Origin of the sequence: Winogradskyella endarachnes, from assembly GCF_009741275.1 — a bacterium.
GTDB lineage: Bacteria > Bacteroidota > Bacteroidia > Flavobacteriales > Flavobacteriaceae > Winogradskyella > Winogradskyella endarachnes.
The window spans coordinates 239,974-262,990 of sequence record NZ_WOWS01000005.1 but is presented as its reverse complement, the minus strand read 5'-3'; the positions used below and the strand labels follow the sequence as shown (position 1 = coordinate 262,990).

Below are 23,017 nucleotides of genomic sequence, written 5' to 3'. Positions count from 1 at the left end.
TTAATGGCATTAATATCTGCGCCTACAATTATATGGTCTATTGACGACTCTGTTGACGTTACATGTTTTTATAGTATTACAGAGGAAGAAGAAAGTCATGCAGAGAAATTAATTTTTGAGCATATTAACCATGATACTGCAAGTGTTTTTGAAGATCGATCAAATACAGAAGTTATTGGCTATACTTGTAAAAGTTATTCAAAACCACATTTAAACCTCATATTTCCGCCACCAGATTTTATTTAATATTTTATTAGTATAGGCATTATTTGCCCCAAAAATAAATATTAAAACAACTATTGAATTTAGGTCAATAGTATAAAATCATATTATCAAATGTTTAAAACATTAAAAAACGACTTACCAGCAAGTGTCGTTGTATTTTTCGTAGCATTACCTTTATGTTTAGGTATTGCCTTAGCTAGTGGTGCACCTCTTTTTTCTGGGTTAATAGCCGGAATAATTGGAGGAATAGTAGTTGGATCATTAAGTGGTTCTAAAATAGGAGTTAGTGGACCTGCAGCAGGTTTGGCTGCTATTGTATTTACTGCAATACAAGATTTAGGTTATGAGAGCTTTTTAGTTGCCGTTGTTTTAGGTGGTATTATTCAATTAATTTTTGGTCTTTTAAAGGCAGGTGTTATTGGGTATTATTTTCCTTCTTCTGTAATTAAAGGAATGCTTACAGGTATTGGTATTATCATTATTTTAAAGCAAATACCTCACTTTTTTGGTATGGATAAAGATCCACAAGGAGATTTTGCATTTTTACAGATAGATGGAGAAAATACATTTACAGAATTATTAAAAGCTATAAATGCGCTAATTAGTGGTAATGTAAGCATTGGTGCAACAGTTATTGCATTAATCTCAATGTTAATATTACTGTTATGGTCAAATGTTCTTTCTAAAAAAGGAAAAGTATTTCAAATTGTTCAAGGCCCTTTAGTAGCGGTTGCAGTAGGTATTATCTTTTTTGTTTCAACAGCAGGTACAAATTTAAATATTTCAGTAGATCATTTAGTAGCTGTACCAGTACCTGATGGTTTTGATAGCTTTTTAAGTCAGTTTAATTTCCCAAACTTTACGGCAATTACAAATCCAGCCATTTGGGTTACAGCGTTCACTATTGCTTTAGTTGCAAGTTTAGAAACGTTATTATGTGTTGAGGCAACTGATAAGTTAGATCCTCATAAAAATGTGACGCCAACAAACAAAGAATTATTTGCACAAGGAACAGGTAACATAATTTCTGGACTTATAGGTGGTTTACCTATTACACAAGTAATTGTAAGAAGTTCTGCAAATATTCAGTCTGGCGGTAGATCTAAATTATCTGCAATTATTCATGGATTCTTATTATTAATTTCTGTGATTTTAATTCCTACACTATTAAATAAAATTCCTTTATCTGTTTTAGCAGCGATTTTATTTATAGTTGGTTATAAGTTAGCGAAACCAGCCTTATTTAAAAAGATGTATAATTTAGGTTGGAAACAATTTATCCCTTTCACAGTAACTGTAATAGGTATTGTTTTTACAGACCTTTTAGTTGGTATAGGATTAGGCTTGTTAGTGGGCATTATTGTTATATTATTAAAGAGTTACCAGAATTCTCACTTTCTTCATATACAAGATAAGAGTAATGGAAAACACAGAATTAAAATGGAACTTGCAGAAGAAGTTACTTTTTTTAACAAAGGTGCCATTTTAAAAGAATTAGACAATTTACCAAGAGATACATATTTAGAATTCGATGTTACTAAAACGAGATATCTAGATCATGATATCATAGAAATTTTAGATGATTTCGCTTTTAAAGCAAAGGAACGAAATATAGATATTAAATTAATCTCCAAACGTGGTGTGGTAGAAAACCCTCCTAGTTTTATTGAGTTTTTTCAGCTGAGACCAAAATCTAATATTAGTTTAAGTTAAGAATATGAAAGCAGCAAAATATAAAATATTAGTGCTTTCAGATTTTAAAAAGACGGCAAATACGCTACTAAATAACAGTGTTAGTTTGGCAAAAATGATTAATGCAGAAGTGGCATTATTTCATGTTAAAAAACATATTGATATCGTTGGTGGAGACAATCAATTATCTGCTATTAGAGCCTTAAATGAAGCGCATAATAGAACTAAAAAAACAATTGATACAGTTGTAAATACTTATAGACAAGATTACGATGTAAAAATTAATGGTAGTTATGCCTTTGGAAAAATAAAAGAAGAGATTCTTAATCAAATAGAACGTTATCAGCCAGATGTAATTGTTTTAGGGCATAGAGTAGCCAATCCCATTCAATTTATGGGAGACAGCTTAACTAAGTTTATTTTAAAGCAATTTAAAGGGCCAATAATGATATCTTCAGATAAGAACATATTACAACCTAATAAAAAATTAAGCTTAGGAGTTTTTAATGATTCTAATAAATTTTTTGAAACTGAATTTTCTAAAGATATTATAACGCAAATAGAATCACCATTAAAAGTTTTTAAAATTACAAACAGTCAAAATGAAGACACCAATAGTAGTGTTACAGAAAAACAAGACAAGATAGAGTACATTTTTGAAAAAAAATCTAATACATTATCAACACTCTCTTCCTTTATTTTAAAGAATAATGTGAATTTGTTATGTGTAGATAGAACACCAAAAAACAAAAGCAATACTAAACAAGTATCATTAAAAGAAGTGTTGAGTAAGCTAAATGTTTCGTTGTTAGTGTCTGGAGCATAATTAAAAAGAGTAATATTAAAATAAAAAAATAAAACATATGAAAGCACATACAAAAGAAACTCAAACTACAATGACTCCAGAAAAGTCGTTAATATTTTTAAAAGAAGGGAATGAAAGATTTCAAAACAACCTAAAAGCAAATAGAAATCTTTTAGAACAAGTTAATGATACGAGTGATGGACAATTTCCTTTTGCAACAATTTTAAGTTGTATAGACTCTAGAGTATCTGCAGAATTAGTATTTGATCAAGGTTTAGGTGATATTTTTAGTGTAAGAATAGCAGGTAACTTTGTAAACGAAGACATTTTAGGAAGTATGGAGTTTGCTTGTAAATTAGCAGGTACTAAATTAATTGTAGTTTTGGGGCACACAAGTTGTGGTGCAATAAAAGGGGCGTGTGATCATGCAGAAATGGGTAATTTAACTAAATTAATAGAAAAAATTACACCTGCAGTTAATGCGGTTACTACACCAGAGGATGAAGGTTCTAGGAATTCTAAAAATTTAGAATTTGTAAATGAGGTTTCTAAGAAAAATGTAGAATTAACAATAGATAGAATTCATGCAGAAAGTCCAATTCTTTCTGAAATGGAAAAGGCTGGTGAAATAAAAATTGTTGGTGCTATGTATGATATTAACACAGGTAAAGTAGATTTCTATTAATTAAAATTAATGATATTTAACAACTTGAAAAAGAAAAGTAAAATTGCAGCATTAGCCATTGGGTTAGTGCTGCCTTTTTTTGTGCTCGCACAAGATAGCAACTTAGGAAACTGGCTAATATATATTGGAAACAAAAAATTAAATTCTAAATGGAATATTCATAATGAAGTTCAGTACAGAAATTATGATGCAATAGGAGATTTAGAGCAGTTACTTCTAAGAACAGGTATCGGTTATAATTTAACTGAAAACAATAACAATCTATTACTTGGTTATGGTTATATATTATCAGAGAATTATATCGGTCAGTTAGATGATAAGGTGTCGGTAAATGAACATCGTATTTTTCAACAATTCACAACAAAGCAAAAGGTAGGTGAATTAAGTTTAAGTCATCGTTACCGTTTTGAACAACGTTTTGTAGAAAGTGATTTTAAAATGCGTTTTCGTTATTTTTTAGGACTTAAAATTCCATTACAATATAAAGAAGAAGGTAATAATCCGCTTTATATATCACTTTATAATGAGATTTTTTTAAATACTAAATCTTCCGTGTTTGATAGAAATAGGGTCTTTGGAGGTTTAGGTTATAAGTTTTCTGAAGCTTTAAGGTTTGAGTTAGGTTATATGAATCAATTTTTTGAAAACTCTGGAAGAGATCAAATTAATTTAATTGCATTTGTTAACTTCTAAGCTATTTTGTTACTTTAAAGCAAAAAACTAATAGGTAAAAATGAAGAACTTATTTTATAACATTAAAGGTGATGCCTTTGGTGGTATAACAGCCGGAATTGTTGCATTACCATTAGCATTGGCATTTGGTGTTTCTTCTGGTTTAGGACCAGAAGCTGGTCTTTATGGCGCTATTTTTATTAGTTTTTTTGCAGCGCTTTTTGGTGGTACAGCCACTCAAATATCTGGCCCTACTGCTCCAATGACAGCGGTAAGTATGGTGGTAATTGCAGGTATAGTGGCTGCAAATGATGGCAGTGTAGAAAAAGCATTGCCAGCTATTTTAACTGTTTTTTTATTAGCTGGTCTTATTCAGATTGGTTTAGGGATTTTAGGAGTCGGTAAATATATAAGATACATTCCTTATCCTGTAGTTTCAGGTTTTATGACCGCTATTGGTGTTATTATTCTTTTAACGCAAATATTACCTACAATAGGCTATTATCCAAAAGAAGATGAAGCTTTTGTGGCCAAATTTAAGCCACAAGCTGAAGAAGTAATTTTAGAAAATATACTAAAAGAAGAAGCAGGCGAAGGTATTTTAGTTTTAGAAAATTTTAAAGAAACCATAAACAGGGCCAAATTAATAACACCAGAACAAATTTTAATTGAATCTCAAACTTTGGCTGCGTCTGAAGCATCTGGTACAATTGGTGCTTTAAAAGTATTGCCAAGAGCTTTAAAAAATATTAATTGGTTAGAGCTATTATTAGCTTTAGGTACTATTTTAATTATTTACGGTTTTAAACGAATCACAACAGCAATACCTAGCACACTGGTTGCATTAGTTGTAATGTCTGGTATTGCTTATGGGTTTAAGTTAGGTTATAGACCTATCTCCGAAATTCCAGGCGGTATTCCAATTCCAAGATTAGAAATGTTTACTAGCTTTAGTTTAGCAAGTATATCGCCTTATATTTTTACTGCACTTACCTTAGCCTTACTTGGCGCAATAGATTCTTTGCTAACTAGTGTTGTAGCAGATAATATGACTAAAACAAAGCATAAGCCTAATAAGGAACTCATAGGTCAGGGCATAGGAAATAGTATTGGTGCTGTTTTTGGAGGAATTCCTGGTGCAGGTGCAACCATAAGAACTGTTGTAAATATTAATGCAGGTGGAAAAACCAGATTATCTGGAATGATTGCTGGTATTATGTTATTATTAATTATGCTAGTATTAGCACCTGTAGCATCTAAAATTCCGGCCGCTGTTTTAGCAGGTATTTTAATTACAGTTGGTATTGGTGTTATGGATTATAAAGGGTTAAAAGCGATACCTAGCTTACCAAAAGATATTAAATTAGGACCTCTAAAGTTAAGCTCTGAAGTTTTAATAATGTTAGTGGTATTATTACTATCTACATTTTGGGATTTAATATATGCTGTAGGTATAGGTCTTGTAATTGCTTCTTTAATGTTTATGAAAAAAATTGGCGATTTAACAGCAGAGCGATCAGATGTTAAATCATTAAAAGAAGAAGCTTGGGACGACGAATCTGATTTTCCAGAACAATTAAAGGAAGAAGTTTTTATTAAGCATTTAAAAGGTCCCTTGTTTTTTGGGTCTACAAGCGATTTTCAGGCATTATCAGAGCAAATACCTAAAACGGCTAAAACTGTTATTTTACGTTTAGGACGCATGCAATATATGGATCAATCTGGTTTATATGCTATGGAAGATATGCTTCAAGAATTAAAGAAAAACGATGTTGAAGTCTTATTTGTTGGTCTTTTAGAGCAACCAAGATATATGATGGAGCGTATTGATATTATTCCAGATTTCATTCCAAATGAACATGTTTTCGAAGATTTTAAAACCTGCTTAAATTGGGTGAAAAATAATGTTGAAGATGTGGTCTAAAACTTATTAGATGATGATTACCTTAAGCAATTATATGACCTAAAGTTTTTATTCATTATAACCAAAAAGCCACTACTTCTGTAGTGGCTTTTTTCATTGGTGATATTAATATTAATTAAGTATTAATTTTTTCGTAACACTTTGATTGCCTGATGTAAACTGTAAAACATAAACACCATCTACTAATGAAGATAAATCTAAAGCTGTATTGTAAAAACCAGAGTTTGAATTAAGGTTTGTTTGAAATACCTTTTTACCTGTTATAGAAAATATAGACACTTCATTTTTATTTGAAGATAAAGCATCAATGTCATAGATTAAATTTACTTTCTTATCTGTTGACGGGTTTGGGTAAATTCCAAAAGAAACGGAATCGTTAATATTTTCAATACTTAAGGCATTTGTTACATTTTCAAAGTTAAAAGTTATATCTCCATTACTACTTCCTCCAAATGCTGTGAAATAAAATCTATATACCGTATCATCTGAATATTTTACATAATAAGCTTGGTTAGAGTTAATATCATAAGTATACGAAGCATTTAATGTTTTCCAGTCGTAACCAATAGTATTAATGTCTGTAGAATATGATAAGGTTGGGTTACTTGGCATACCAGTTGGTTCGTCGTTTTGTGCTACAGTAACTTCATCGCTGTGCAACGTACCAGTAACCGGATAATAAAGTGAACCATCTCCATAATAATCAGCAGCATATTTGGTAAAGACAAAATCCCAGTCTGAAATTGCAGGTTCAGCAACAACTTCTGCGTTATTTTGTAAAGAATAGTAGTTAAATTTATTATTTGGGTTATTTGTGTTTGGTATTGTTACAGTTTGATCAGTACTCCATGTAGATGTACTAGCATCCCAAGTTGCATATTTAAACGTATAACCAGCAGCATAAGTCTCGTTAATAAATTTTCTGTAGGTACCATCGGCATATTTTAAAACAAAAACAATGGTACCATCTACACCATGTGTAACTGGGTTATACTCTCCAAATCCATAGGTTGCAGAACCTTGTTCAAAAGCACCGTTACTCCATGTGGTTTCACTATTGTAAAGTGGTGTCCAATTGGCTTCATTAGCCACATCAACCGTATTATAATCTGCAGCTGTATTAGCCGCTTCAAAAACCTCTATGCCAATACCGCTATTAACGCGCATCCCAAAGTTATAAGAGCTTGTTCTTAAGAAAGCAATGTCCCAAGAATTAGCAGTAAAAGAGGTTGCTGTTTGTGTACTTAATTTATAATAAACTTGGTTGGCATAACTTGGTTGCATAGATAAGTTAACTACGGTTTCTTGCGCATAAGCAGAAGAGCAGAATAATACTAGTATTAAAAATTGTAAAGTTGTTTTCATTGGTTTGTTATTTAAAATGGTTCTAAAGTTTGAAATGTGTTGTAAAAAAAGAGTAGCGAACTACTCTTTTTAGTTGTTGTTATTATTGTAGTAGACTATATACAAATTTTGGATGACCACGTTCTCCATCATCGCTATACATAGCTATAAATTGTAATTTGTAATAGTTGCCAGCTGTATCATTAACGATATAAAATACAGTATCTATTAATGCAGGCGAACTACTTGGTCCACCGCCAACTCTCCATGTGCTACCTATATTACGTTGGTCATTATCAAAAGTAATTGATAAGGCATCCGTTAGTGTAAAATCTTCGTATGTGTAAGCTTCAGTTTCTGTATCAATTTTATAGGAAACAGCACCTCCTTTTGTATTAGTTACTACAAAATCGGAATAACCATAAGAACCATAACCTTCAATTTCATTAGTAAATACAGTAAAATTTAAATCCCAATCTGTTTTTTCTGGTTCAACGCTTACCTCAGACTCAGTATTAAAACTGAAGAAGGTAAAATTATAAGCACTGTTTTTAGAAATGGTTACTTCTTGGTGTGTGGTATCATCTAAGTCTGCATATTGAAGCACATAATCATTACCATCTAACAGTACTCTAATTTTTTTCCATCCTCTAGCATCTCCTGCAACTGCAACGCTACCAGTAGCTGCTTCTTCCGTGCCTACTTCATAACCTAAATTCACTAAGTAAACTGGGTTTTCTGAGTCTATTGATGAGATTGCTTCAATGGCAGTTTCTGTAATTTGGCCATAAGGTGCATCAATAAATTCCATATTGTCAGCATCAAAAGTACCAATAGCAACTTGTGGCTGTAGCTCTTGTACTTCTGCTGTAGAAGAAGTAATGGCATCAATATCTGTAGTTGATAATTCTGCGGTTGCCATATAAATAGAACCGTTAATTCCAACTCTAAAGTCTGATCCGGAGTAAAATCCTAAATCCCAAGAATCTCTTTGTACAGCCGTTGATGTATTTGTACTTAAGTCTATATATACTTGGTTTTCTTCATTAGAACCTCCAACATCTGGTGTAACCTCTGCACCTTCTATAACAATAGAAATTGGTCCGGAAGCATCATCATCGCTACTACAGCTGTTAAATGCAATAATACCAAAGCATAATGCTAGTTTTAAAAATTTATGTTTCATAATTGTTAGTGTTTAAAAATTTAAATTATATAATAACTTGAGATAAAATGAACGTCCATAACCCAACAAAAGTGAGCTATTGGTTGTGCTGTGCGTGCCACCTGTTGCAGAATTACTAACATTTACATTAGTAACATCAAAAAGGTTACGTGCACCAATTGTTACATCTATTTTACGATCTAAAAACGATTTTTTTACAGAGGCGTCTACCCAACTATAAGCCTCGGTTTTAGATAAACTAAAAGTAGAGTTTCCATCTGTATCTGTGCCAGTGGCGTAATATTGCTCTTGTTCTCCATTGTACTTTAAAAGCAGTGTAAAGCCAGTTTTCCATGGTTCTAGATAGTACGAAGCACTTGTATTTAGTTGAAGATTGTATAAGAAATCATCATTACTGTTGGCTTCGCTATTATTTATTCTAGAAATACCTTGAAGTGTTGCACCCAAGTTAAATGAAAAATTTTCCTTTTGTAACGTGTTTTCTAACGTGAAGCCAACTAATTTATACTTATCAATGTTGATATATTGATATTGTAAAGGCGTATCATTAACGATAGCTAAATCAATTTTATCAGATACATCTAAGTAGCTAATCTTTAAATTGTTGACCATTGAGAAGTTATGTAGCCAGCTTCTTTTCTTTAAGTTTAAGAAAGCAGAATAGCCATTTTCTGGATTTAAGTCTTCATTACCTTGTACATCATGGTTAGAGTCTACAAAATAATAATAGAGTTCTTCAAAATTAGGAACTCTATAAGATGTACCAACATTTCCTCTTAATTCAAATCCTTTATTCATTAGATATCGTGCGCTTAATGATCCTAAAAATTTAGAATCGAAAAGGGTGTTGTACTCATATCTTACGCCAGGACGTAAAGAGAATTTTTGAGTTAAGTTATATTCTGCAGTACTAAATAAAGCTAAATTGGTTTGCGTGTTGGTTTTGGCCTGTTGGGTAATACTTCCAGAAGCTTCCGTATCAAAACCTTCCATGTATCGTGCTTCATAACCTAACTGAAAGTTAAAAGCATCACTTTTTATTAAATTACCAACGGTACCTTTAGAGAATAGAACTTTACTAGACTGATAGGTTTCGTCGGTTTCGTTAGTGCGTTCTCTACTTAGAATGTAATAGTTAAATTCATTTAAATCGCGCTCTTGTTGCTGATAAGATAATGAGGCGTTGTAATTAGCTCCAGACTTAAATTTACCATCTACATTAATATTGTTTACAAATCTATTGGTAGTATAAATTTTATCAGTAGCAGAAGGATTACTTGTTTGATTTTCCGTATCAATATTTGCTCTAACAGCCGTATCGTAAAAATTTATTATTTCGTTAAAGTATTCAAACTTATAAACAAGTTTAAAATTATTTCCTTTATAATTAATTAAGGCATTAGTGGTTAGTTGCTCTTTTGGTAACCATTCATAACCTCTTAGTCCGTCATTTTCATAATAGTTTTTCCCTTCTCTGTTGTTTAAAAAACCAGCAAAATCATTTCGGTTGGCTCCTATTTTTGCCATCCACTTATCATTTATATTGTGTGTTACGCTTAAGGATTGGATATGTCTGCCCTGATCAAACCAAGCATATTCATCGCTAACGGTTTCTTCTTGTAAATAGGCTTGTATGCGCCAATCATTGTCAATAGATTTTTTAGTAATAATATTAATAACACCAGAAACAGCGTTAGCACCATATTCAACTCCCATGGCACCTTCAACAATCTCTATACGTTCTATATTATCGAGATTAATTTGAGTCAAATCAATGTTGTTACCAAACCCATTATCGCTAACCATTGGTATATTATCAATAAGAATATTGAAATACTCTGAGTCTAGACCAAAAAAAGAAATAGTAGAACGTCCTGTTTGGGCATTAGGAATTATATTAAGGTTTAGATTAAAATTTAATAAATCGGCTAAATTGTTAGCTGCAACTTGTTCAATTTGTTTTCTATTGATAACTATAACGTTATGAACAGATTTTTTAATAGATGTTGGGTTTATTTGCCCTGTTACCACAACTTCGTCTAAAGATTCTGTTGTAGTACTGTCTACAGTAGTCACTCTTTCTTGAGCGAAAACGAACGAAAAGAAGAAAAGGAAAAAATAAATTGAAATTTTATTTTTATTTAGACTCATTCTATTTAGATTTGCTGCAAATATAGAATCTTATTTTAATTCATTCCAAATAAGAATAGGTTTTTTTAAATTCAATTAATTTTTTTTAAAAATGAAAAGAGTAATAATTTTATCGTTGGTATTAGCTGTGACATTTAATCTTAATGCACAAAAAAAGAAAACACAAGATCAAGAAGCTATAAAAAAAATGTGTGGTTGTTATGAAGTAACCTTTAATTTTGCAGAGACGTTTTCTTATAGTGAAGATTCGCTATACAGACCATCTAAAACTAAAGTAGATAAAGGTTTAGAATGGGCACAATTAGTAACTGATGAGGATGATAAAATTTCTATTCAGCATTTATTGCAAGTAGGTAGACCAGATCAACCAATGATTATAAAACACTGGAGACAAGATTGGTTGTTTGAGAATAAAGATTTTTATATGTATAATGGTGATAACGAATGGGTGTTTGAAAACAAGTCTAAAGACGATGTAAAAGGACAATGGACACAAAAAGTATATCAAGTAGATGATAGTCCTCGTTATGAAGGGTCTTCAACTTGGGTGCATGTTGATGGAAAAAGCTATTGGGAAAACGAAACTACTGCACCTTTACCTAGAAGAGAATATACTAAACGTAGCGATTATAATGTAACTTTGAGAGGTAACCGTCATGAAATCACTAAATATGGTTGGTTACACGATCAAGATAACGCTAAAATTATTAGAGAAGAAGGTAAAGAAGATGTTGTTTTGGCCAAAGAAAAAGGGTACAACACCTATGTTAAAGTTGATGATAGTAAATGCCAAGCTGCACAAGAATGGTGGAAAGAGCATCAAGAAAAATGGGCTTTAGTAAGAAGTAAATGGGATGAGGTTTATGGAAGAAATAAAGATTTAAATTTAGAAACTAAAGTAGATAATAAACCACTATATAAACATTTGTTTGATGATGCTGTTGTAGAACAGAAAGAAATTGAAACTACTATAGAGTCGTTTGTAAAAAAATAATATGAAAAAAATTAAATCTTATTTAGCGTTTTTAGCATTGGCAATAAGTCTTCAGGGAATTGCTCAAAGTAATGTGTTTTTAGACAGAGAATTTTGGGATACAAAGCCTACTGTTGAAACCCTTAAATTAAAAATTAAAGAGGGCAATAATGCCTCTGAAGCTAATAGTTATAATTTTGATGGTGTTGTATATGCCATTTTACAAAATGCACCTTTTGAGTCTATTGTTTATTTAATGTCTCAAAAAGGGAATGATGTTAATAAACTAACTCACGATGGTAGAACCTACGTTTTTTGGGCTGCCTACAAGGGAAATGCTAAGTTAGTAGAGTATTTATTAGAAAATGGCGCTAAAACAGATATTACAGACGACAAAGGAAATACTATAGTTACGTTTGCTGCAGGTGCTGGCCAACAAAATACAGAAGTATACGAGTTGTGTTTTAAAAAAGACAAAACCCTAGTTACTAAAACAAATCCAGATGGTGCTAATGCTTTATTGTTAGCAGCACCAAGCGATAAGGATTTTAAGCTTGTTAAATATTTTCAATCTAGAGGTTTAGGTATTTCTAGTAAAGACTATAACGACAATGGTATTTTTAATTATGTGGCGAGAGGTGGTAATATTGATTTAATGAAAAAACTTGTTAAGGATAATATAACAGGTACTGATCAGGCATTCATTTTTGTAGCAAATGGTACTAGAGGTAAAACTAATGGGATTGATGTATATGAATATCTAAGTGAAATTGGTTTAAACCCTAACGTTGTTAATAAAGCTAAAGTTTCACCACTGCACATTGCGGCATCAAAAACTAAAGATTTAGGCGTTTTCTATTTCTTATTAGAAAATAAACTAAACGCAAGGGATAAGGATAGTAAAGGAAATGACGCGCTTATGTTGGCGGCATCAAAAAACAGCCTTAATGTTATAAAAGTGTTGTATGCGCATTCTAAATCTGTTAACGAAACCAATAGAAAAGGACAATCTGCGTTAACATTTGCTGTACAAGGTAATTCAGAAGACGTTATAGAATTTCTTATTAAAAAAGGAAGTAAAACAGCAATATTAGATGCTGACGGTAATAATTTAGCTTATTATTTAATTGATTCTTACTCTAAGAAAAACCAAGAAGAATTTTACAACAAACTAAATGTACTACAGACTAATAACGTAGATTTAACCGCTTCACAAAAAAACGGAAATACATGGTATCATTTAGCAGTTGAAAAAAACAGTTTAGAGCTATTAAAATTAGCAACAGAGTTTGATTTAGATATAAATGCCAAAAATGTAGATGGAAATACAGCTTTACATTTAGCTGCTTTAAAAGCAAAAGACGATACAATTCTTAAGTTTTTATTAGAAAATGGAGCGGATAAAAAGCTACTAACAGATTTTGAAGAATCCGCTTATGATTTAGCTAGTGAAAACGAATTGCTTTCACAGAAAAAGATTTCTATTAAGTTTTTAAAATAAAAAAGTTTGAAGATGAAAAACATAAAATTAATAAGCTTATTATCTATTCTTGTTTTAGGCTTAGTATCCTTTACTACTTTCAATGAATCAACTAAATATAAATGTATGATTCAAATGACTAATTATACTGGTGAAGGTGCATATATTGTAATTTCGTTATTAAATTCTGAAGGAGAATATGTAGAAACCTTAAATGTTAAAGGCGATGATGATGAGTGGTACAACACTGTAGAATCTTGGTGGCAATTTTACGGAAAACGCAGACCAAATATAGACGCTATTACAGGAGCGACCATTAGTGGTGGCGAACGTGCTATAACCGTTATAGAAATTGATGACAACAAATTGGATAAAGGTTATAAATTAAGATTTGAAACTGCTGTAGAAGATCAAGAATATTACGAAAGTGATGTAGAATTAGAGTTAACCTCAGCTAACGTAAAAAGTAAAGTAGAAGGTACAGGCTTTATTAGATACATACGTTTAATGGCTCAATAAAATCCAATTAAATGACCATTTCTATTTGGAGATTTAGTCATCTTATGTTGGCTTTAGTGTCTTCTGTTTTTATATTATTAGCCTCAGTAACAGGTGTTGTTTTAGCATTTCAACCTATTTCAGAACAATTAGAGCCGTATAAAATTTCAGATTTTGAAGACGTAAAAGTTGCAGAAACAGTAACGCAATTACATAAAAAATATCCTGAAGTATTAGAGATACAGGTTGATGCTAATCAATTTGTATTGGCTTCAGTTATTAATGAGAATGGTGAAAGCCTAAATGGGTACATTAATCCAAAAACGGCTGAATTTCTTGGTGATAGAATTGAAGTGTCTAATTTTTTTAAATGGGTTACTAATTTTCATAGATCCTTATTTTTAAAAAGTATTGGTCGCTTTTTTGTTGGACTCTGTTCTTTTTTCTTGTTCTTAATTGCGATTTCGGGTACGGTTTTAATATTAAAAAGACAAGGTGGTTTAAAGCAATTTTTTTCAAAAGTTGTTAATGAAAATTTCAATCAGTATTGGCATGTTGTATTAGGAAGGTTAAATTTAATTCCTATTATAATAATAACGCTTACAGGAATTTATTTATCTGCTGAAAAATTCAATTTACTTCCTGTACGCTCTGTTAAGCATCTCATAGATTTTGATACTTTATCAGAATCTCCAAAACAGGATTTTCAAAATTTTTCTGTTTTTAAGAGTATTTATCTTTCTGAGGTAAAACGTATAGAATTCCCATTTTCTAATGATGTGGAAGACTATTTTACACTCTCGTTAAAGGATAAAGAATTAATTGTTAATCAATTTACAGGTGAAGTTTTAAGTGAAATTAACTATCCGTTAGTTACCCTATTTTCAGACTTAAGTTTACTGTTGCATACAGGTCAAGGTAGTATTTTTTGGTCCATTATTTTAGCCGTTGCCTCTGTAAATATTTTATTCTTTATGTATTCTGGTTTTGCTATGACCTTAAAGAGGAGACAATCAAAACTGAAAAATAAATTTAAAAAAGATGCTTGTAAATATGTGATTTTAGTAGGTTCTGAAAATGGAGGTACCTTGCCATTTGCTAATCAATTACAACAACAGTTGTTAAAGGCAGGAGAAACTGTTTATATAACAGAGCTTAATAATTACGATACGTTTAGCAATGCTGAGCATTTTATTGTATTAACTGCAACGTATGGAGAAGGTGAAGCACCAGCTAATGCAAATAAGTTTTTAGAGCGATTAAACATTATAAAACAAACCCAAAATATCAGCTATTCCGTTGTAGGTTTTGGTTCGTTAGCGTATCCTGAATTTTGCAAATTTGCTTTTGATGTAGATAAGGCATTGTCTATTAAGTTTCAACAAGAGCTTCCTGTTTTTACCATTAATGATAAATCGGTAGAATCTTTTGAAGAATGGTTAACCCTTTGGAATAAAAATAAGAAGCTTCCGATTAAAATTTCAAAAGAAAAATTAACGGTTAAACCAAAATTAAATGTTGGACTTACCGTTTTAGATAAAACAAAAGTAGAAGATCATCCAGATGATACGTTTTTAATGAGGTTAAAATCTAATACTAGAAAATTTACATCAGGAGATTTGTTGGCTATTTATCCTAATAACGATTACAGAGAGCGCTTGTATTCTATAGGAAAAGTAGATAATTATATGCAATTAAGTATTAAGCTACACGAGAATGGTTTGGGTTCAGGCTTTTTAAATAGTTTTAGTAAAGGTGATAGTTTTAAAGCACGTATCATTACAAATTCAGCCTTTCATTTTCCTAAAAAGGCGTCGCGAGTCATCCTCATAGCTAATGGAACTGGTATTGCGCCTTTCTTAGGTATGTTAAACCAAAACATAAAGCAATTAGAAACACATTTGTATTATGGATTAAGACAAAAAGAATCTTTTGATATCTACAAATCAGCTTTAAAAGAAAGCCAGAGTAAAAATCAACTAAAAACACTAAATCTTGCATTGTCTAGAGAAATGCCTAAGACCTATGTTCAAGATTTAATAAAACGCGATGCTTCATTTATTGCTGAAACCCTAAAAAATAATGGTGTTGTAATGATTTGCGGTTCTTTAGCTATGCAAAACGATGTGCTGTCTGTACTAGATAGTATTACTACAGAAAATTTAAAACAACCATTAGAATATTTTAACAGTCAGATAAAAACAGATTGTTATTAACCTAAAAACAGAGACTATGTGTAATTCAATAAAAACAATTTCTAAAGTGAGTAATGGCGAATTATCCATCTGTAAAAACTGTAACGTATATCATTTAGAATATAACAATATTTACTTTGAGTTTACTGTAAAACAGTATGAGCAGTTTAAAAATTACCTATTAAATATTGAACCTGATTACTGGGAAGACAGATATGCAGATGCTGATCTTAAGCGTAAAATACCAATACCATCATTGCAATCTAACTTGGTTTTAATGTTTAATAGACAAGAGATAAGTGAGTTAAAATATTTGTTTTGCAACAGTTATAGTGTTTTTGAAACCTATTTAAAAGTAGAGGATATTGATGCTATGGTGATTTTAAATTAAACCTCAGAAGGTTCTCTTATAATTGGTTCTTCTTCAGATTTAATAATAGTAGGAAATATCATAGGTGCCAAAGATTTTACAGGCTTATAAAGCATACTTTCTTCCAGATCTTCTTGCTCCATAAAAGGTAACGTGTTGTTCATTTTATCAAAAACAATGAGAAGCACACTTAAAATCATTCCTATTTTTAAAGCCCCAAAAACACCACCAGCCAATTTATTAATAATGCCAAGCGCCGCAAAATCTGCGAGTTTAGTAAGTGCTTTACCTGCTAAGCCAATGGCTAAAACAATCACCACAAAAGTAATGGCAAAGGCAACGATATTAATTGTTTTTTCATTCCAATCTACTTTTGGTTCTAAAAATCCGGCAGCAAAACCACTGAAATGGATAGCACCATAAACACCTAAAACTAATGCAACTAAAGATGCAACTTCTACAAAAAGCCCTTTAAAGATTCCTCTAATAAATCCAAATAATAAAAGGGCAGCCAAAACAATATCAATAATACTCATGGTGTAAGTGTTTAAGACAAAAATACATGATTTTTTTAAGTTGAAATTTTATATTAATCAATGCATCAATTTTAAGACATTATAACCTTGGAGATGCATTAGTTTATTAACTTTGAATTTTTATAATTAGGAATACATAGTAAATATATTCCGTTTATTAGGGCAGTGACTATGGCAAGAGATGAACAATTAAAAGAACGTTGGAAATTAGTAGTAGAGAAACTCTCTAATCAGTTTGCAGATGGAGATACTTTAGATTTAGATGCTATAATTTATTTAATAGGTGTACAAGAACTTGGTCAGTTACATCGCGAATACAAAAAAGACCATAAACTAGATTTAATGCATATTGCAATTTGTAAAGTTTTAGAACCTTATGGGTTTTATGAATTTGATTTTGTAGATGAAGACGGTTGGCCACATTACAAAGTGTTAGCGCAATTACCACATCTTAAAGCAGGTGAGCAAAGTGTGTTAATGAAAGAAGCTATTGTAAATTATTTTGTAGAAACTAAATATATAGACTAGTTTCTAATACTCTCCACTACTATAACTCGTAAAAAAGAACTAAATTTGCACTCGTTTTTGAATAGAAATCATGATAGATAAGATAAAAGAACTCATAGCAGAAGCAGAAGCTTTTACAGCACAATCTAAAGAAGAGGTTGAGGCTTTTAGAATTAAGTATTTAGGGTCTAAAGGACTATTAAAAGACTATTTTGCTGAGTTTAAAAATGTAGCAAACGACCAAAAGAAAGAGTTTGGCCAAACAATTAACCAGCTTAAAAAAACAGCTGAAGATAAAGTTAACGCTTTAAAAGAAGCTTTAGAGAGTCAAGAAGAAGAAAAAGGAATTTACGGTGATTTATCTCGACCAGGAGAACCAATAGCCATTGGTGCTCGTCACCCGATTTCTATTGTAAAAAATGAAATTATAGATATCTTTTCTCGTATTGGGTTTAACGTAAGTGAAGGACCAGAAATTGAAGACGATTGGCATAATTTTACAGCCTTAAACTTGCCAGAATATCATCCAGCAAGAGATATGCAAGATACCTTCTTCATTCAAACAGATCCAGATATTTTATTGCGTACTCATACAAGTTCTGTACAAGTGCGTTACATGGAAAATAATAAACCTCCAATTAGAACAATTTCTCCTGGTCGCGTATATCGTAATGAAGCTATTTCTGCACGTTCACATTGTTTCTTTCACCAAGTAGAAGGATTATACATTGATAAAGATGTAAGCTTTGCAGATTTAAAACAAACACTTCAATATTTTACAACAGAGATGTTTGGTAAATCTAAGATTAGATTGCGCCCATCTTACTTTCCGTTTACAGAACCTAGTGCAGAAGTAGATGTATATTGGGGATTGGAAACCGAAACCGATTATAAAATCACTAAAGGAACAGGTTGGTTAGAGATTATGGGTTGTGGTATGGTTGATCCAAACGTGCTAGAAAACTGTGGTATCGACTCTAAAGAATACTCTGGTTTTGCATTTGGTATGGGAATCGATAGAATAGCAATGCTACTTAATCAAATAAGTGATATTAGATTATTAAGTGAAAACGATGTTAGGTTCTTAGAGCAGTTTAAAAGTGCACTTTAATAGCTAAGCTTTAGTTGTTAAAAAAGAACCAAATATGATTTTTTAAGGTTTGACTATTAGAAAGGTTTATACGTGTAATGAAAAAAGATATCAATATACCTCAAGTTAAAGATGTACACGTTGCCGTAGTGCAAGAGCAACATATAGAATACAAAACATTAGATTGGAATGCTTATATCATTAACAATAGCGACAATGATTTAGAAACCGTTCTTATAGTTTCTAGAGGTTACAACGATAAGAAATTAACACCTTTAATGAGACATACTATTGCAAAACTACCAGCAAGAAGCTATGCTAAAATTGAATACCTGCAGGAGAAGGTTTTAGAACTTAACAACGAGTTTAAAATTACTTTTTTTGAAGGCAATCAAATGTTTGATAAAAGTTATTTGTTTAGAAAAAATACAATTAATGAAAAGGCTTTACAGACTTTACCTTTAATGCAATTACGTGGGATTTTGGTAAAGTAAAGATTGAATTAATGTAATTATTGATAGCATATTAATACAATATTTAGTTCACCTAATTAAGTTTATCAATCAATTTTCCGAAGACTTTTTTAGGGTTTTTATTTTCATATAAAATATCATAAACCGCGTTTATAATTGGTAATTGAGTTTTCTTTTTATTCTTTCGGTTTAATAAATGAGCACTTTTGGTAGCATAATAGCCTTCTGCAATCATATTCATTTCCATTTGTGCAGATTTTACAGTGTAGCCTTTACCAATCATGTTTCCGAACATGCGGTTTCGAGAAAAAATAGAATAACCAGTCACTAATAAATCACCTAAGTAAGCGGAGTTATTAATGTTACGTTTCATCTTATGCATTTTTTTGATAAAGCGTTTCATTTCTCGAATAGAATTACTCATCAATACACTCTGAAAATTATCACCATAACCTAAACCATGTGCAATTCCGGCAGCAATAGCGTAAATGTTTTTTAACATTACAGCGTATTCTATACCAATTACATCATCACTAGTTTTAGTTTTAATGTAATCACTAGATAAACTATCTGCAATAGCTTGTGCTTTCTTAATATCATCACAAGCAATAGTTAAATAAGATAAACGCTCTAAAGCAACTTCTTCTGCATGGCAAGGTCCTGCAATAACAGCGATGTTTTCAAAAGGTATATTATATTCATCATGAAAATGTTCACCAACTAATTTTCCTGTTTCTGGCATAATACCTTTTACAGCAGATACAATTGTTTTTTGGCTAATATCTGTCGTAAGTTTTTCTAATTCACCATGGATAAAAGCAGAAGGAATCACAAAAATAAGTACATCTGCCCATTCTGCGATTTCGTTAATATCGTTGCTAAGTTTTAGTTGCTCTGTATGAAACTCAACAGAACTTAAATAACTTGGGTTATGTTTTTCTTTTAAGATATGCTCTTTAGCATAAACGCTGCGCATATACCAACCAATCTCATTTTGATTTTCGCAAAGCATTTTTACAATGGCAGTTGCCCAACTCCCAGCACCAAAAACAGCATATTTTACAGTGTCACTCATAGTGATTTTATCAATTTTCAATATCAAAAATAATCAAAATAAAGCAAAATGTAGTTTTTAGAGAACGAAGTGTTGACACCAAAACCCTTAGGAAATTAAGATACTTGCTGAAATTTTTTATTGTAGCACGATGGGGAAATACCTTCTTTCTGTTTAAAGATTCTATAAAAACTTGCTTTAGACTTAAAACCAGCATCATAGGCTATAGATATAATTGTAAATTTTTCGGCATCTCCGTTTTCTAAACGTTCTTTTATGGTGTTTATTCGGTAGTCGTTTATTAAATCGTAAAAACTGGTATTTAAATAATGGTTTAAGAGTTCAGATAACTTTTTGTTAGAAATATTCATGTATTCTGAAAGCTGAGTGAGATTAAGATCTTCATTGAGATATACTTTATCTTCTTTTAACAAATATTCTAATTTTCGCTTTAGTTTTTCAATTTCTTGTGGTTTTAAACTGTCGAGCTGCCTAACGATTGTTTTTTCTTTCTGTGTGTTCTGATCTGTTACTAAATTAGACTCGTTGAGTGTTGATTTTGTTTCATCTAATTGATCTAGTAAAAAACTTGGTATGAGAATTTGTGATTGATAAAGGCCTTTGTAACCTAAGTAGAGATAAAGAAAGAATAGCATAAATGCGATAATCGTACCTATATTCCATAAATCTACAGTGAAAAACAGCTCATAGACGCTGAGTAATGAATCTATAATAACAATTATTAAAAATCCAATAATAAAATGTTTGTACCATTGCAGATTTTGTGACGATAGATTGGCGTAATTTTCTTGAATTGAAATCCTTAAACGATTTAAAAACTGTAGGGTTTTAAAAATGTAATAAATAATAAAAAAGTTTTCTAAAATGTTGAAAGGAATCTCCAAAGTTATGTAGACTTTATGATAACTATCTAAATAATCTGTAGTCATTGCAATACATAAAGGTATATTACATAACACAAAAACAATAGTAAAAGGAATGAGACTCTTAAGATAGGGTCGTAAGATTTTTTCTTTAGAAAACACTAAAGATTTAACGAGATATAGAAAAGAAGGTCCAAGCAGATAGCCTACACCATGCCCAAAGAGTATGGCGATACCTCCTGTAATTCTAATTTTATGCAAATAGGAATAATAATAGAGTAAAAAAAAGAAAGCGTTTATAAAAAAGATGTTCAGAATAGTTTTTGAAAAATGAACCTTCGATTTTATAAGAACAAGAATTAAGAACGCTAAGAATGACATTCCGGCGATTAAAAAGAAATCGATAAACATTTCCCATCTATCCATATGCCGAATATAGAAAGGTTATGTACTGATTCCAAAAATTTAACGCAGGAATGTCTTAATTTACCTAATTATTTCTTTAATATTTTCAATCTTTCAGAACTTCCGTTTAACACTAAGAAATAAAATCCACTGTTTAAATGACTGATATTAATTTGATTATTAAAATTTACAATACCAGTCAACATAGATTTGCCATTGATGTCAAAAATCGTATAGTTTTCGGATTGTAATGGCTCTTGGCTAGAGATGTTAAGAATATCTTTTACTGGGTTTGGATATATTCTTATTGATTCGTCAAAATTATTATCGGCAATATTTAATAGGGAGTTGCTAGCAATTTTAAAGAGGTAGTTGTCTCTAAAACCAGAAGAGGTTATTTGTATAGTCTCGGAAGCAAAAGGACTTATGTTTGCAGTTTCTCTAAATGAGCCAGCAATAATTATATTATCATTAGAATCTACCGTTACAGGTTGTGACTCTACAGCATTTAATGCGCCAAATTGATAGCCTCCTGAAAATTCTCCAGCACTATTCATTTTTACTAAATAACTGTCAAAAACATGGGTTGTTTGTTTATTTAGAGTATAGTTACCTACGGTTAGTGTTGAACTAAAGAAGCCAGTAGCATAAATAGTGTTATTAGAATCTATATCTATACCGTAACCAAAAATTGAATCAGGACCTCCGTCAATCTCATTAATCCAAGATGTATTGCTATTAGTAAAGTCAACTTTAGCTACAAAAGCCTCATAATTGCTATCAGAATCAATAGAAAATTGGTCTGAGGTGCCTTCATTAGATATTAAAATACCACCATAATAACCGGTTACATACGCATTATTGTTATTGTCAACAGCAATTGCAGTTCCGATACATTCAGATTGAGCTTCACCAACTTTTATGGCGTTTTGATAATTACCCCATGTATCTAACTTAAGAGCGAATAAACCGCGATAATTTGGAGTGGTACTAAGTGTAATAGACTCTGTGCCAAACATAGGTGTATAAAACGTAGATGTTTCTCTATATTGTCCAGTAATATAAGAATCACCAGATGGTGTTACATCGATGCTCATACCTAAGTCAAAGTCTGTACCACCTGCACTATACATCCATAGGTAATAACCGTCAGAAGCATATTTAAAAACAAAAATATCTGAGAAACCACTACTTGTTATAGACGAAGTTCCTGCTGGATGTGCAATTGATATTGTGCTATTATAAAATCCGGTTACGTAAATATCACCATTACTGTCTGTACCAACATCAGATATACTCTCAAAAGAGTCATCTGTTGCCCCAAAGGATGTCGCCCAAAGAAAGTTACCATCAGTATCTAATTTAACAATGAACATTTCATAATTCGTAGAGCTTAGAATATATTCTCCTGCACCAGGATTGGCATCAAAATCTCCGGCATCAAAATAACCTACGACAATTACATTGCCGTTTAAATCTACAGAAATACTTTTTGGAATTACGGAATGATTTGGATCAATATCACCATCATTCGGCTGTGATAAAGTTTTTGCCCATAAAACATTGCCATTACTATCCGTTTTTGTAACAAATCCATTAAAAAAACCTAAGCCAGTTAATGTAATGTTATCAAAAGCTGTAAGTTCTCCAAAATATCCAGTTGTATACGTATTATCGTTATGATCTGTATCAACAGCTAACATAACATCTTCAGAATAGTTTCCAAAGTGTTGATGCCACTCGAGTGTTTGAGCTGTTGAAAAAACTGTAAAGCATAAGGAGATGCAGAATAATGTAATTTTGTTTTTCATAATAGAGTTTTAAAAGGATTGAACATTACAAATGAATCATTTTCTTTTTAAAAATCG

General features: G+C 31.3%; 21 protein-coding genes. 14 read left to right on the top strand and 7 right to left on the bottom strand.

Features of this window, described 5'->3' with window-relative positions:
* The first annotated feature begins 3 nt into the window (after positions 1-3).
* The 6 genes from GN138_RS13310 (at position 4) to GN138_RS13285 (ending at position 6,003) form a co-directional block, all read left to right on the top strand.
* A complete protein-coding gene (locus tag GN138_RS13310; RefSeq protein ID WP_231743081.1) occupies positions 4-246 on the top strand; it encodes a hypothetical protein in 243 nt (80 codons plus the stop codon).
* 90 nt (positions 247-336) lie between these two features.
* Positions 337-1,938 (top strand): SulP family inorganic anion transporter, encoded by a 1,602-nt coding sequence (locus tag GN138_RS13305; RefSeq protein WP_157364497.1) that lies wholly within the window; start codon positions 337-339, stop codon positions 1,936-1,938.
* Positions 1,939-1,942: 4 nt separating this feature from the next.
* Positions 1,943-2,743: a universal stress protein gene (locus GN138_RS13300; RefSeq protein WP_157364496.1), complete on the top strand. Its 801-nt coding sequence runs from the start codon at positions 1,943-1,945 to the stop codon at positions 2,741-2,743.
* 37 nt (positions 2,744-2,780) lie between these two features.
* The gene (locus GN138_RS13295) at positions 2,781-3,407 is read left to right on the top strand and encodes a carbonic anhydrase family protein (protein WP_157364495.1); all 627 of its coding nucleotides are present in this window, start codon (positions 2,781-2,783) and stop codon (positions 3,405-3,407) included.
* 9 nt (positions 3,408-3,416) lie between these two features.
* Positions 3,417-4,100, top strand: coding sequence for a DUF2490 domain-containing protein (locus GN138_RS13290; protein ID WP_157364494.1), 684 nt, complete (start codon positions 3,417-3,419; stop codon positions 4,098-4,100).
* A gap of 40 nt (positions 4,101-4,140) precedes the next feature.
* Positions 4,141-6,003, top strand: coding sequence for a SulP family inorganic anion transporter (locus GN138_RS13285; protein WP_157364493.1), 1,863 nt, complete (start codon positions 4,141-4,143; stop codon positions 6,001-6,003).
* 111 nt (positions 6,004-6,114) lie between these two features.
* Here the strand turns inward: GN138_RS13285 and GN138_RS13280 are convergent, their stop codons facing one another.
* From GN138_RS13280 to GN138_RS13270, 3 genes are all read right to left on the bottom strand, one after another.
* Positions 6,115-7,368, bottom strand: coding sequence for a T9SS type A sorting domain-containing protein (locus tag GN138_RS13280; protein ID WP_157364492.1), 1,254 nt, complete (start codon positions 7,366-7,368; stop codon positions 6,115-6,117).
* Between the two features lie 82 nt (positions 7,369-7,450).
* On the bottom strand, positions 7,451-8,533 hold the full coding sequence (locus GN138_RS13275; protein ID WP_157364491.1) for an HmuY family protein: 1,083 nt from the start codon (positions 8,531-8,533) through the stop codon (positions 7,451-7,453).
* Between the two features lie 12 nt (positions 8,534-8,545).
* Positions 8,546-10,684, bottom strand: coding sequence for a TonB-dependent receptor plug domain-containing protein (locus tag GN138_RS13270; RefSeq protein WP_157364490.1), 2,139 nt, complete (start codon positions 10,682-10,684; stop codon positions 8,546-8,548).
* Positions 10,685-10,775: 91 nt separating this feature from the next.
* Here GN138_RS13270 and GN138_RS13265 point away from each other — a divergent pair, with 91 nt between their 5' ends.
* The 5 genes from GN138_RS13265 to GN138_RS13245 are packed head-to-tail and all read left to right on the top strand — an operon-like array spanning position 10,776 to position 16,221.
* Positions 10,776-11,678, top strand: coding sequence for a DUF6607 family protein (locus GN138_RS13265; RefSeq protein WP_157364489.1), 903 nt, complete (start codon positions 10,776-10,778; stop codon positions 11,676-11,678).
* Position 11,679: 1 nt separating this feature from the next.
* Complete coding sequence (locus GN138_RS13260) at positions 11,680-13,158, top strand: ankyrin repeat domain-containing protein (protein ID WP_157364488.1); 1,479 nt, start codon at positions 11,680-11,682, stop codon at positions 13,156-13,158.
* A 12-nt stretch (positions 13,159-13,170) separates the two neighbouring features.
* Positions 13,171-13,656 (top strand): DUF2271 domain-containing protein, encoded by a 486-nt coding sequence (locus GN138_RS13255; RefSeq protein WP_157364487.1) that lies wholly within the window; start codon positions 13,171-13,173, stop codon positions 13,654-13,656.
* An 11-nt stretch (positions 13,657-13,667) separates the two neighbouring features.
* Positions 13,668-15,851, top strand: coding sequence for a PepSY domain-containing protein (locus GN138_RS13250; RefSeq protein ID WP_157364486.1), 2,184 nt, complete (start codon positions 13,668-13,670; stop codon positions 15,849-15,851).
* 16 nt (positions 15,852-15,867) lie between these two features.
* The gene (locus GN138_RS13245) at positions 15,868-16,221 is read left to right on the top strand and encodes a DUF6686 family protein (protein WP_157364485.1); all 354 of its coding nucleotides are present in this window, start codon (positions 15,868-15,870) and stop codon (positions 16,219-16,221) included.
* Here GN138_RS13245 and GN138_RS13240 read toward each other — a convergent pair.
* Positions 16,218-16,736: a CvpA family protein gene (locus tag GN138_RS13240; protein ID WP_157364484.1), complete on the bottom strand. Its 519-nt coding sequence runs from the start codon at positions 16,734-16,736 to the stop codon at positions 16,218-16,220. The genes GN138_RS13245 and GN138_RS13240 overlap by 4 nt on opposite strands.
* Before the next feature lie 171 nt (positions 16,737-16,907).
* Between GN138_RS13240 and GN138_RS13235 the strand changes: the two genes are divergently transcribed.
* The 3 genes from GN138_RS13235 (at position 16,908) to GN138_RS13225 (ending at position 18,827) form a co-directional block, all read left to right on the top strand.
* Positions 16,908-17,264 (top strand): hypothetical protein, encoded by a 357-nt coding sequence (locus GN138_RS13235; RefSeq protein WP_157364483.1) that lies wholly within the window; start codon positions 16,908-16,910, stop codon positions 17,262-17,264.
* A gap of 70 nt (positions 17,265-17,334) precedes the next feature.
* The gene (pheS, locus tag GN138_RS13230; RefSeq protein WP_157364482.1) at positions 17,335-18,354 is read left to right on the top strand and encodes a phenylalanine--tRNA ligase subunit alpha; all 1,020 of its coding nucleotides are present in this window, start codon (positions 17,335-17,337) and stop codon (positions 18,352-18,354) included.
* A 77-nt stretch (positions 18,355-18,431) separates the two neighbouring features.
* A complete protein-coding gene (locus GN138_RS13225) occupies positions 18,432-18,827 on the top strand; it encodes a hypothetical protein (RefSeq protein WP_157364481.1) in 396 nt (131 codons plus the stop codon).
* A 52-nt stretch (positions 18,828-18,879) separates the two neighbouring features.
* Here the strand turns inward: GN138_RS13225 and GN138_RS13220 are convergent, their stop codons facing one another.
* The 3 genes from GN138_RS13220 to GN138_RS13210 all read right to left on the bottom strand — a co-directional run bounded on the left by GN138_RS13220 (position 18,880) and on the right by GN138_RS13210 (position 22,960).
* Positions 18,880-19,881, bottom strand: coding sequence for an NAD(P)H-dependent glycerol-3-phosphate dehydrogenase (locus GN138_RS13220; protein WP_157364480.1), 1,002 nt, complete (start codon positions 19,879-19,881; stop codon positions 18,880-18,882).
* 95 nt (positions 19,882-19,976) lie between these two features.
* Positions 19,977-21,005, bottom strand: coding sequence for a helix-turn-helix domain-containing protein (locus GN138_RS13215; RefSeq protein WP_197429351.1), 1,029 nt, complete (start codon positions 21,003-21,005; stop codon positions 19,977-19,979).
* 233 nt (positions 21,006-21,238) lie between these two features.
* Positions 21,239-22,960, bottom strand: a complete 1,722-nt coding sequence (locus GN138_RS13210) for a T9SS type A sorting domain-containing protein (protein WP_157364478.1) — start codon at positions 22,958-22,960, stop codon at positions 21,239-21,241.
* Positions 22,961-23,017: the final 57 nt, after the last annotated feature.

Bases quoted from the DNA above. Each gene is read 5' to 3' on its own strand.
- GN138_RS13310 (WP_231743081.1), top strand. From the start codon at position 4: ATGGCATTAATATCTGCGCCTACAATTATATGGTCTATTGACGACTCT.
- GN138_RS13305 (WP_157364497.1), top strand. From the start codon at position 337: ATGTTTAAAACATTAAAAAACGACTTACCAGCAAGTGTCGTTGTATTT.
- GN138_RS13300 (WP_157364496.1), top strand. From the start codon at position 1,943: ATGAAAGCAGCAAAATATAAAATATTAGTGCTTTCAGATTTTAAAAAG.
- GN138_RS13295 (WP_157364495.1), top strand. From the start codon at position 2,781: ATGAAAGCACATACAAAAGAAACTCAAACTACAATGACTCCAGAAAAG.
- GN138_RS13290 (WP_157364494.1), top strand. From the start codon at position 3,417: ATGATATTTAACAACTTGAAAAAGAAAAGTAAAATTGCAGCATTAGCC.
- GN138_RS13285 (WP_157364493.1), top strand. From the start codon at position 4,141: ATGAAGAACTTATTTTATAACATTAAAGGTGATGCCTTTGGTGGTATA.
- GN138_RS13280 (WP_157364492.1), bottom strand. From the start codon at position 7,368: ATGAAAACAACTTTACAATTTTTAATACTAGTATTATTCTGCTCTTCT.
- GN138_RS13275 (WP_157364491.1), bottom strand. From the start codon at position 8,533: ATGAAACATAAATTTTTAAAACTAGCATTATGCTTTGGTATTATTGCA.
- GN138_RS13270 (WP_157364490.1), bottom strand. From the start codon at position 10,684: ATGAGTCTAAATAAAAATAAAATTTCAATTTATTTTTTCCTTTTCTTC.
- GN138_RS13265 (WP_157364489.1), top strand. From the start codon at position 10,776: ATGAAAAGAGTAATAATTTTATCGTTGGTATTAGCTGTGACATTTAAT.
- GN138_RS13260 (WP_157364488.1), top strand. From the start codon at position 11,680: ATGAAAAAAATTAAATCTTATTTAGCGTTTTTAGCATTGGCAATAAGT.
- GN138_RS13255 (WP_157364487.1), top strand. From the start codon at position 13,171: ATGAAAAACATAAAATTAATAAGCTTATTATCTATTCTTGTTTTAGGC.
- GN138_RS13250 (WP_157364486.1), top strand. From the start codon at position 13,668: ATGACCATTTCTATTTGGAGATTTAGTCATCTTATGTTGGCTTTAGTG.
- GN138_RS13245 (WP_157364485.1), top strand. From the start codon at position 15,868: ATGTGTAATTCAATAAAAACAATTTCTAAAGTGAGTAATGGCGAATTA.
- GN138_RS13240 (WP_157364484.1), bottom strand. From the start codon at position 16,736: ATGAGTATTATTGATATTGTTTTGGCTGCCCTTTTATTATTTGGATTT.
- GN138_RS13235 (WP_157364483.1), top strand. From the start codon at position 16,908: ATGGCAAGAGATGAACAATTAAAAGAACGTTGGAAATTAGTAGTAGAG.
- pheS (WP_157364482.1), top strand. From the start codon at position 17,335: ATGATAGATAAGATAAAAGAACTCATAGCAGAAGCAGAAGCTTTTACA.
- GN138_RS13225 (WP_157364481.1), top strand. From the start codon at position 18,432: ATGAAAAAAGATATCAATATACCTCAAGTTAAAGATGTACACGTTGCC.
- GN138_RS13220 (WP_157364480.1), bottom strand. From the start codon at position 19,881: ATGAGTGACACTGTAAAATATGCTGTTTTTGGTGCTGGGAGTTGGGCA.
- GN138_RS13210 (WP_157364478.1), bottom strand. From the start codon at position 22,960: ATGAAAAACAAAATTACATTATTCTGCATCTCCTTATGCTTTACAGTT.